The sequence below is a fragment of the Bacillus sp. FMQ74 genome (assembly GCF_001875785.1).
Taxonomy (GTDB): domain Bacteria; phylum Bacillota; class Bacilli; order Bacillales; family Bacillaceae; genus Bacillus; species Bacillus stercoris.
Genome location: NZ_MOEO01000016.1, coordinates 49,967 through 60,076 on the forward strand (window position 1 = coordinate 49,967; position 10,110 = coordinate 60,076).

The window sequence follows — 10,110 nt, forward strand, 5'->3', positions numbered from 1 at the left end:
TCATGTATGGCCTCAGGCAAAAATGTATGAATCTATTCTACCACCAAATAGACCCGGCATCAAAACAAGTTAGCCTTTTTGTATCAGTACTGTCGCCTGAGCCGCTATTCCTTCCGCCCGGCCTGTAAATCCAAGCTTTTCTGTCGTTGTTGCTTTTACATTTACTTGAGAAACATCTGCCTCAAGGCCTTCAGCAATTCTTTTTCTCATATCTTCTATGTACGGCAGCATCTTCGGCTTTTGCGCTATGATGGTGCAATCAATGTTCCCAAGGACATACCCTTTTTGTTTCACGATTCCCCAGACATGCTGAAGTAATTTGAAAGAATCTGCGTCCTTGAACTCGGGATCTGTGTCAGGAAAATGCTTGCCGATGTCTCCTTCACCCACAGCTCCCAGGCACGCGTCAGCGACGGTATGCAGCAATACGTCTGCATCAGAATGGCCAAGCAGCCCTTTTTCGTACGGGATTTCAATTCCGCCAATAATGAGAGGACGGCCCTTCACTAATTGATGCACATCAAATCCTTGTCCAATTCTAAACATGTTTATTCCCACTTTCTGATTCCATGATAGCTTCGGCTGACGTCAAATCGTCTGGCGTCGTCAGCTTAATATTTGTATAGCTGCCTTCTACAACACGGACCGAACCGCCCTCCATCTGTTCAACGAGGCTGGCGTCATCCGTCCCTAAAAATCCCTTGCGCTCGGCCTCAGCATGAGCCTTCATCAATAAAGAAAGACGAAAAGCTTGTGGCGTTTGGACAGCCCACAAGCTTGAACGTTCAATCGTCTCACTGACTTGTAAATCTTGAACGCGTTTAATCGTATCTTTTACCGGGACAGCGAGGATGGCCGCTCCTGTCTGTTCCGCCTCTGCGATCAGTTCGTCAATTTGTTCATGTTTTATAAATGGGCGGGCACCGTCATGTACAAGGACAATCTTTTCTTGCTTTACGGCTTTCAGCCCCTTGTATACACTGTGCTGACGCTCATCTCCGCCTGCAACAAGCTCAATTAAAGTTTGAAACGGGTAATCGGACAGCAATTGCTGAAAGTGCTCCCGGTCCTGCTCGTTAATCACCAAAATGATTTTATCGCACTGCCGGTGGCTGTCAAACACTCTTAACGTGTGTATGATCACCGGGTCTCCTTTCAGCTCAATGAACAGTTTATTTCTCCCTGCCTTCATCCGCTTTCCCTGTCCGGCTGCAGGAATCACCACATCATAACTCATTGTTTCTTCTCCCTCTACAGCGCCTTCTCCAACAGCTTAGGCTTCGCAAAAATCATTCGTCCCGCTGCTGTCTGCAGCACACTTGTGACGAGTACATCAATATGCTTGCCGATATAATTGCGTCCTTCTTCAACGACAATCATCGTACCGTCATCCAAGTAGGCAACTCCCTGATTATGCTCTTTCCCATCCTTAATGACCTGAACATTCATTTCCTCGCCAGGAAGCACAACAGGCTTGACCGCATTGGCAAGGTCATTAATGTTTAATACTGCTACCTTCTGAAGCTCGCATACTTTATTTAAATTAAAATCATTCGTCACAACGACCCCGGATGTCAGCTTAGCAAGTTTGACGAGCTTGCTGTCAACCTCCTGAATATCCTCAAAGTCACCTTCGTAAATTTCAACTTCAATGTCTAATTCTTTCTGAATGCGGTTCAGGATATCAAGACCGCGGCGTCCTCTGTTTCGTTTTAACACATCGGAAGAGTCGGCAATATGCTGCAATTCCTCAAGGACAAACTGCGGAATCACGATAACTCCCTCTAAAAATCCAGTCTGACAAATATCTGCTATTCTCCCATCAATAATAACACTAGTGTCCAAAATTTTCAGCTTCTTGTCTTGAACCTCATGTTCTTCTTCAGCTGATCCTTTTTTCTTTTGCATTCTGGCGGAAATGGAAAACAGGCTGATCAATTCATCCTTTTTCTTAAAGCCCACCTGGAAGCCGAGATAACCGAGGAAGAAAGCCAAAAATACAGGGATAATTGTGCTGAATATGCGGTAAGGTATATTGTCTAAAGGAATAACATTTACGATAAGATAAGCAATTATAAGTCCAAAAACTAGGCCAAGACTTCCAAATAACAAATCTGGAACCGGCGCTTTTAACAATGAATCCTCTATCCACTTCATCCAGTTCACAACGTATTCTGTACCCCATATACTGATGAGAAAAAAAATAATTGCCCCAATTGCCGCAGACGTATATGCGTTTGTTATTAAAGGTATGTCCTGTATATTTAACAGTACAAACAATTCAGGTATTAGAAATATACCAACAACGCCGCCAAAAATAATGAAGAACGCCTGAACTATTCGTTTTAACATACCCCCACCTCCTTTTTAAACATTTTTATTTCACAAAGTCTTATGCACCCTACGAATATCAGAATAAACAAAAACCAACATTAATATACCCGTATTCACCAGGTTTTAACCGAAATCACAGCTGCCGGTCTAAATAATGCTTCTCTTGCAGGCGTTTTAATCCTTTTTTGATTTTTTGGGCTCGTACTTCACCGATTCCCTCTACTTCATCTAATTCTTCTGCACTCGCCTCAATAATCCTTGGAAGGACTCCAAATGCTTCTACAACATTTTCAACAATTGGCATCGGAAGACGCGGTATCTTATTTAACAGCCTGTATCCTCTAGGCAATACATAATCATCAAGATTAGTAGAAGCAGGGTAACCGAGAAGCTTATACACAATGGAATCATCCAGCAGATCATAACTGGACATATCCTGCAGCTCCTTCAAAAGAACAAACGGATCTTTAATCTTTTCTTTTACATAATCCTTAATAAATAAAGCGGCCTCTTCTTCCATATCCGTAATCAATTCAATGACTTGCAGTTTGATCAAATGTCCTTCTGTCCCCAGCTCTTTGATATACATATTAATTTCGTTTTTGATTCTCAACACCATTTCATAACGATGCATGACAGACAAGACATCGCTAAAGGTAACAAGCTCCTCAAACTCTAACGCATTCAGTGCATTAATCGTTTTATCGAGGATTGTCTTGTATTTTTCAAGTGTTTGAATGGCTTGGTTCGCCTTGGTTAAAATGAATCCTATGTCCTTTAGTGTATACTTCATGTTTTCCTGATATAACGTTATGACATTTCTTCTTTCAGAAATAGCGATCACAAGACAGCCAGTCTGCTTAGCTACTCTTTCGGCAGTTCTATGCCGCATTCCTGTTTCTGATGAAGAAATTGTGGCATCCGGCATCAACTGTGTATTCGCATATAGGATCTTTTGACCCGAATCACTTAAAATGATCGCTCCATCCATTTTAGCCAACTCATACAAATGCGCCGGAGAAAAAGCCGTGTTGATGTGAAATCCTCCATCCACCACTTCTTTTACTTTATCATTATATCCAACAACGATCAGACCGCCTGTATTTGCTCTCAAGACGTTCTCCATCCCCGCTCTGAGCGGTGTACCCGGAGCAACAAACTGCAGTATAGATGACAGGTCTAACTCGTGTTTCGCCCCTTTTTTCTCTTTTTCCATCTATTATCCTCCTAATGAAGTACGAAGCGCCTCTGCAACATTTGCTACTCCGATAACCTCAATCCCTTTTGGTTTTGTCCATCCATCCAGATTAGCCGCGGGTATGATCATGCGTTTAAAACCAAGCTTTGCCGCTTCTTTCACACGCTGTTCAATTCTTGAAACCCGCCGGACTTCTCCGGTTAATCCCACTTCTCCAATAAAACAATCTGCAGGATTTGGAGGTGTGTCTCTAAAGCTTGATGCGATACTGATCGCAATGGCAAGATCAATTGCCGGTTCATCAAGCTTAACGCCGCCAGCCACTTTCAAATAAGCATCCTGATTTTGCAGCAGCAGCCCAACTCTTTTTTCTAACACAGCCATTAACAGAGAAACCCTGTTGTGGTCTATTCCCGTTGCCATACGCCTTGGGTTTCCAAAGCTTGTTGGCGAGATGAGCGCCTGAATTTCAACGAGAATCGGTCTAGTGCCCTCCATAGAAGCAGTGATACTCGAGCCCGCGGAACCCGCAGAGCGTTCTTCCAAGAAAATTTCTGAAGGATTCAAAACCTCAGTAAGCCCCTCTTCCCGCATTTCAAATATGCCCATTTCGTTTGTAGATCCAAAACGGTTTTTTACAGCCCGCAAAATACGGAAAGTATGGTGGCGTTCTCCTTCAAAATATAAAACAGTGTCAACCATATGCTCCAACAGTCTCGGCCCTGCAATAGACCCTTCTTTCGTCACGTGTCCCACGATAAAAATCGGGATACCTTTTGTTTTTGCAATTTTCATCAGCTCAGCGGTACATTCTCTGACCTGTGACACACTGCCCGGTGCCGATGTGATATCGCTTTGGTATACCGTTTGAATAGAGTCAACAACGACAAAGGCTGGATTCATCTCTTGTATAGCAGACGAAATATACTCCATATCGGTTTCAGACAAAACATGCAGTGAAGGATTATTAATGCCGAGGCGGTCAGCTCGAAGCTTCGTTTGCTTTACAGACTCTTCTCCCGAAATATACAGCACACTGTTTGATGAGCCTGATAATTGAGCGGAAACCTGCAGTAATAACGTTGACTTTCCGATACCAGGATCACCGCCGATTAAAACGAGGGAGCCTTTAACGACACCTCCGCCGAGTACTCTGTTAAACTCGCCAAGCTGGGTTTTAACGCGGGGTTCTTCTGATGTTTCGATTGATGTAATAGGTGAAGGTTTCTGTACAGTTTGAACAGAATGAGAAAAAGCCGCTCTCCGATTGGCCGGTGCTTTTTTAATCATTTCTTCCACCATTGTATTCCAAGCACCGCAGCCCGGACATTTCCCCATCCATTTTGGAGACTCGTAGCCGCAGGATTGGCAGATGAATTTCGATTTTGTTTTAGCCATATATAGTGTAAGACCTCTCCCTTGTTCTATTTCTTGATATGAAAGTGAGGCATACACTTACATGCTGTATGCCTCATTTCTGTCTTATATATTAATTCGTTTTAGCAGTCGTTTTTACGACAAATTCGCCATCTTCTACATCAAGAACAATATGCTGTCCTTTATGAATATTTCCTCTGAGGAGTTCTTCAGATAAACGATCCTCTACATGTTTTTGGATGGCTCTTCTTAACGGACGGGCTCCGTACTCCAGGTCAACGCCCTCTTCCGCGACTTTTGCTTTTGCAGCATCAGTCAATTCGATAGAAAGATCCTGTTCTTTCAGGCGTTTCGTCAATTGATCAGACATTAATGACACGATTTCAGTAAGATGTTTTTTCTCAAGTGAATGGAAGACGATGATTTCATCGATACGGTTGATGAACTCAGGTCTAAACGCCCGTTTCAATTCACCCATCACTTTATCTTTCATGTCTTTATGATTTTGAGTCTCATCCTGAACGTTAAAGCCGACATATTTATTGCGTTTCAGCTCACTTGCTCCGACGTTTGATGTCATGATCAAAATGGTATTGCGGAAATCGACTGTACGTCCTTTAGAATCAGTCAATCGGCCGTCTTCAAGAACTTGCAGAAGGATATTGAAGACATCAGGGTGCGCTTTCTCAATCTCATCAAGAAGCACGACAGAGTAAGGTTTTCTTCTGACTTTCTCTGTCAATTGACCGCCTTCATCGTATCCCACGTATCCCGGAGGTGAACCGACAAGTCTTGAAGTTGAGTGTTTTTCCATGTATTCAGACATATCTATTCTGATCATGGATTCTTCATCGCCAAAAATGGATTCAGCAAGTGCTCGCGCAAGCTCTGTTTTACCTACACCTGTAGGACCTAAGAAAATGAATGAGCCGATTGGGCGTTTAGGATCTTTTAACCCTGCTCTCGCACGTCTGACGGCTTTTGCAACGGCTACAACCGCTTCATCCTGGCCGATGACACGGGAGTGAAGAATGTTTTCCATATTGAGAAGCTTATCAGTTTCAGTTTGGGCGATTTTAGATACAGGCACACCGGTCCAGCTGGATACAACCATCGCAATATCATCCACAGTAACCTCTGAGTTTTCCTGCCCTTGCTTCTCTTTCCATGATTTCTTTGTATCCTCTACTTGCTCACGCAGGCGCTGTTCAGTATCACGCAAGGAAGCAGCTTTTTCAAACTCTTGGCTTTGCACTGCCGCATCCTTCTCTTTACGAACCTCATCAAGCTTCTGCTCAAGCTCTTTTAAGTTAGGAGGCGTTGTAAAGGAGCGCAGTCTCACCTTTGAACCAGCTTCATCGATTAAATCAATGGCTTTATCCGGAAGAAAGCGGTCGGAAATGTATCTGTCAGAAAGCTTAACCGCAGCTTCAATGGCATCATCAGTGATAGAAACACGGTGGTGAGCTTCGTATCTGTCACGAAGACCTTGTAAAATTTGAATACTTTCATCGACAGATGGCTGATCAACCTGGATCGGCTGAAAACGGCGTTCCAGCGCTGCGTCTTTTTCAATATATTTACGATACTCGTCAAGAGTCGTTGCTCCAATACATTGGAGCTCACCGCGAGCAAGTGAAGGTTTTAAGATATTAGATGCATCGATAGCACCTTCTGCTCCGCCTGCACCGATTAATGTATGGAGCTCATCGATGAATAGAATGATATTTCCTGCCTGGCGAATTTCATCCATGACCTTCTTCAGGCGATCCTCAAATTCTCCGCGATATTTTGTGCCGGCAACAACCGTTCCCATGTCTAATGTCATCACACGTTTATCACGCAAGATTTCGGGTACTTCATTATTGATAATTTGCTGTGCCAAACCTTCTGCGATAGCCGTTTTACCAACACCTGGTTCACCAATGAGAACAGGGTTGTTTTTCGTTCTGCGGCTTAACACTTCTATAACACGCTGGATTTCCTTGCTTCTGCCGATTACAGGATCAAGACTGTCTTCCTTCGCAATAGCAGTCAAGTCTCTTGCCAAGCTATCAAGCGTAGGCGTATTCGCATTGCTGTTTGTTCCTGCCGCTGATGATCCTGTTTCATTGCTTCCAAGAAGCTGGAGCACCTGCTGTCTTGCTTTATTTAAGCTGACACCGAGATTATTCAGAACTCTCGCGGCAACACCTTCTCCTTCACGAATCAGACCAAGGAGAATATGTTCTGTTCCGACATAAGAATGACCGAGTTTTCTTGCCTCATCCATCGAAAGTTCAATGACTTTTTTAGCTCTAGGAGTATAATGAATCGTTTGAGACATTTCCTGCCCGCGCCCGATCAAACTTTCTACTTCTTTCTGGATTTTATCTGAACCGAGTCCAAGCGCTTGAAGAGCTTTGGCAGCAATGCCCTCTCCTTCTCTTACCAGTCCTAATAAAATATGCTCAGTGCCAATATTATTATGACCTAAACGAAGTGCTTCTTCCTGTGCTAGCGCCAGTACTTTTTGAGCCCGTTCTGTAAATCTTCCAAACATCATATCGATTCATCCTCCTGTCTTTTCCCATTCATTTCTAAGTGAAGCCGTTCTCTTATGAGAGCCGCTCTTCGAATGTCCCTTTCGTTCGGACGCAAAGCGCCTCCCGAGTACTGTTGTAAAAATCCTGGCTGCGTTAAAATCATTAGTTCGTTAAGTATGTTGCTTGAAAGTCCTTTTATAATGCCTAGGTCTATGCCTAACCGAACATCTGAAAGGCACTTTGCAGTTTCTTTAGATTCTATCATCCGGCAATTAGACAAGACCCCATAAGACCGATATACCCGATCCTCAAGTTCAATTTTAGAAGTTTGATAAATCGCTTCTCGGGCAGATCGCTCTTGTTCAATCAGCTGGGCAGCAACACTGTTAAGATCATCTACAATATCCTGCTCTGACTTACCAAGCGTGATCTGATTTGAAATTTGAAAGATATTCCCTACTGCTTCGCTGCCTTCCCCATAAATTCCTCTAACAACTAAGCCTAATTGATTAATTGCCGGTATAATTCGATTTATTTGCCTAGTTAAAACCAGCGCCGGCAGATGCATCATGACCGAAGCCCTTAAACCTGTACCTACGTTTGTAGGACAGCTGGTTAAGTACCCTCTCTGCTCATTGAATGCATAATCAACTTTTTCTTCAATCCAGTCATCGACCTGGTTTGCGGCTTTCATTGCTTCTAGAAGCTGAAATCCAGGGAAAAGACATTGTATTCTAATATGATCCTCTTCATTTAGCATGACGCTTACTTCCTCATTTTCAGAAAGCAAACAGCCGCCAAAAGGAGACTCTGTCAAATTCGGACTGATTAGATGTTTTTCAACAAGTACACGCTTTTCTAGAGGCTGTGCATCATTCATTCTAATCAAAACGAATTTGCCGATTCCGGGAATTTCTTGCTCTGAAAACTGATCTTCAAATTGCTGTATGATGGATGAGGCTTCTTCATTGGAATACCGCGTAGGGAACCGAATATGTTCAAAGTTCCTTGCTAAACGTATGCGGCTGCTGAGTACAATGTCACTTTCAGGTCCTTTCTGCTTCATCCAACTGCTTAGTGCGTCCTGAATAAAATGCTTTAGCGACATTACCCCTGTTCCTCCTCACTATCTGTACTTTTGAGTGATTGTTCCAAAGAACGAATTTGATCTCTCACATGAGCTGCATTTTCAAATTCTTCTTGATGGATTAAGGATTCTAATTCTTTTTTCAGCATATCAATCTGCCGTCTGACATGAAGATTGCCGCCTATTCGTTTCGGTATCTTCCCTGCATGCACAGTGTTTCCACTGTGCACTTTACGTAGGATAGGTGTAATGTTGCTATGGAATGTTTTGTAACATTCAGAACATCCAAAGCGGCCAATTTTTCTGAATTGCTGAAACGTCATTCCGCATTTCGGACAAGCAGATATTTGCTCCGAGTGACTGAACATTTGAGTCCCTGCACTTTGAAAGGAAGAATCCATGTTCAGCAAACCCGAAAGTAAATTATGAATAGAGAAACCTTGATTTGCACTTATACCATATGAATCACTATTTTCTTTGGCACATTGTTCACAAATATGAACTTCTATTTTTTCTCCGTTAACAACCTTTGTAAAGTGAAAAGTGGCTGGTCTCTCGTGGCACTCTTGACAAATCAATCTTTTCACCCGCTTATTTTAATTTTAAAGAAGTCAGCATAGCCTTCATCATTCTTGCTCTTAATTCATCACGTTCAGGCAAGTCAATGTGTAAAACTGAGCGGTCCATTACGCTGACCATCATTTTTGCTTCTCTTTCTGAAATCACCTTGTCTTCTAATAGCCTTAAAATAATGTCATCAGAGGCTGCTTGAGACAAATGGGTACTAATTTGAGAAATAATATTATTGATCAGGACAACTTCATTGTTCATTTTAATTTTAATGATTCTGATGTAACCGCCGCCCCCGCGTTTGCTCTCAACAATATATCCTCTTTCGCTTGTAAATCTGGTGTTGATGACATAATTTATTTGGGAAGGAACGCATTGAAATTTATCTGCAATTTCACTTCGTTTAATCTCTAAAATTTCCTTGCCATTTTGATCTAACACTCGTTTTAAATATTGTTCAATGATGTCAGAAATATTATGTCCCACTCAACCCCCTCCTTTACTGACTTTGACTATATTTGACTTTAATCTTACTATAAGCCGTTTCTCGAGAATTTTCAACTTTCTCGCTCTATCCTTTATTATTTCCATTTTCCCGGCCCATAAAACCTGAATGCTGATTTAAAATTCGGTATAAAGTTATTATATTATACAGTTAAGTGGAATTTTATGATACCAATAAAACAGAACACAAAAAACCCAGCTCGATGAGCTGGGTTTAAACTTGCTTGGCGGCGTCCTACTCTCACAGGGGGAAACCCCCGACTACCATCGGCGCTGAAGAGCTTAACTTCCGTGTTCGGTATGGGAACGGGTGTGACCTCTTCGCTATCGCCACCAAACAAATTGAGAGTGTTCTCTCAAAACTAGATAACAGGTGTGACATCAATCAAAAATGTGGTTAAGTCCTCGATCGATTAGTATCTGTCAGCTCCATGTGTCGCCACACTTCCACCTCAGACCTATCAACCTGATCATCTTTCAGGGATCTTACTTCCTTGCGGAATGGGAAATCTCAT

General features: G+C 42.6%; 9 protein-coding genes and 2 rRNA genes. All 11 read right to left on the reverse strand.

The window, feature by feature from the left end; translation table 11 throughout:
* Positions 1 to 69: 69 nt before the first annotated feature.
* Entirely contained in the window at positions 70 to 546 is a 477-nt protein-coding gene (gene ispF / locus BLL41_RS20535) for a 2-C-methyl-D-erythritol 2,4-cyclodiphosphate synthase (protein WP_071579238.1), read from the reverse strand.
* Positions 539 to 1,237, reverse strand: coding sequence for a 2-C-methyl-D-erythritol 4-phosphate cytidylyltransferase (ispD, locus tag BLL41_RS20540; protein WP_071579239.1), 699 nt, complete (start codon positions 1,235 to 1,237; stop codon positions 539 to 541). The genes ispF and ispD overlap by 8 nt, the downstream gene beginning before the upstream one ends.
* Positions 1,238 to 1,251: 14 nt before the next feature.
* The gene (locus BLL41_RS20545) at positions 1,252 to 2,352 is read right to left on the reverse strand and encodes a PIN/TRAM domain-containing protein (protein WP_071579240.1); all 1,101 of its coding nucleotides are present in this window, start codon (positions 2,350 to 2,352) and stop codon (positions 1,252 to 1,254) included.
* A gap of 115 nt (positions 2,353 to 2,467) precedes the next feature.
* Entirely contained in the window at positions 2,468 to 3,550 is a 1,083-nt protein-coding gene (gene disA / locus BLL41_RS20550) for a DNA integrity scanning diadenylate cyclase DisA (RefSeq protein ID WP_003225736.1), read from the reverse strand.
* Between the two features lie 3 nt (positions 3,551 to 3,553).
* Complete coding sequence (gene radA, locus BLL41_RS20555) at positions 3,554 to 4,930, reverse strand: DNA repair protein RadA (protein ID WP_015252992.1); 1,377 nt, start codon at positions 4,928 to 4,930, stop codon at positions 3,554 to 3,556.
* Between the two features lie 91 nt (positions 4,931 to 5,021).
* On the reverse strand, positions 5,022 to 7,454 hold the full coding sequence (gene clpC, locus BLL41_RS20560; RefSeq protein WP_014475592.1) for an ATP-dependent protease ATP-binding subunit ClpC: 2,433 nt from the start codon (positions 7,452 to 7,454) through the stop codon (positions 5,022 to 5,024).
* Positions 7,451 to 8,542, reverse strand: a complete 1,092-nt coding sequence (gene mcsB, locus BLL41_RS20565) for a protein-arginine kinase McsB (protein ID WP_069148826.1) — start codon at positions 8,540 to 8,542, stop codon at positions 7,451 to 7,453. Before mcsB ends, clpC begins: the two co-directional genes overlap by 4 nt.
* Positions 8,542 to 9,099 (reverse strand): protein-arginine kinase activator protein McsA, encoded by a 558-nt coding sequence (mcsA, locus tag BLL41_RS20570; RefSeq protein WP_071579241.1) that lies wholly within the window; start codon positions 9,097 to 9,099, stop codon positions 8,542 to 8,544. The genes mcsB and mcsA overlap by 1 nt, the downstream gene beginning before the upstream one ends.
* Before the next feature lie 13 nt (positions 9,100 to 9,112).
* Entirely contained in the window at positions 9,113 to 9,577 is a 465-nt protein-coding gene (gene ctsR / locus BLL41_RS20575) for a transcriptional regulator CtsR (RefSeq protein ID WP_071579242.1), read from the reverse strand.
* Positions 9,578 to 9,817: 240 nt separating this feature from the next.
* Positions 9,818 to 9,933, reverse strand: a 5S ribosomal RNA gene (gene rrf / locus BLL41_RS20585).
* A 55-nt stretch (positions 9,934 to 9,988) separates the two neighbouring features.
* Positions 9,989 to 10,110: ribosomal RNA gene (locus BLL41_RS20590) — 23S ribosomal RNA — on the reverse strand; the annotation flags it as partial.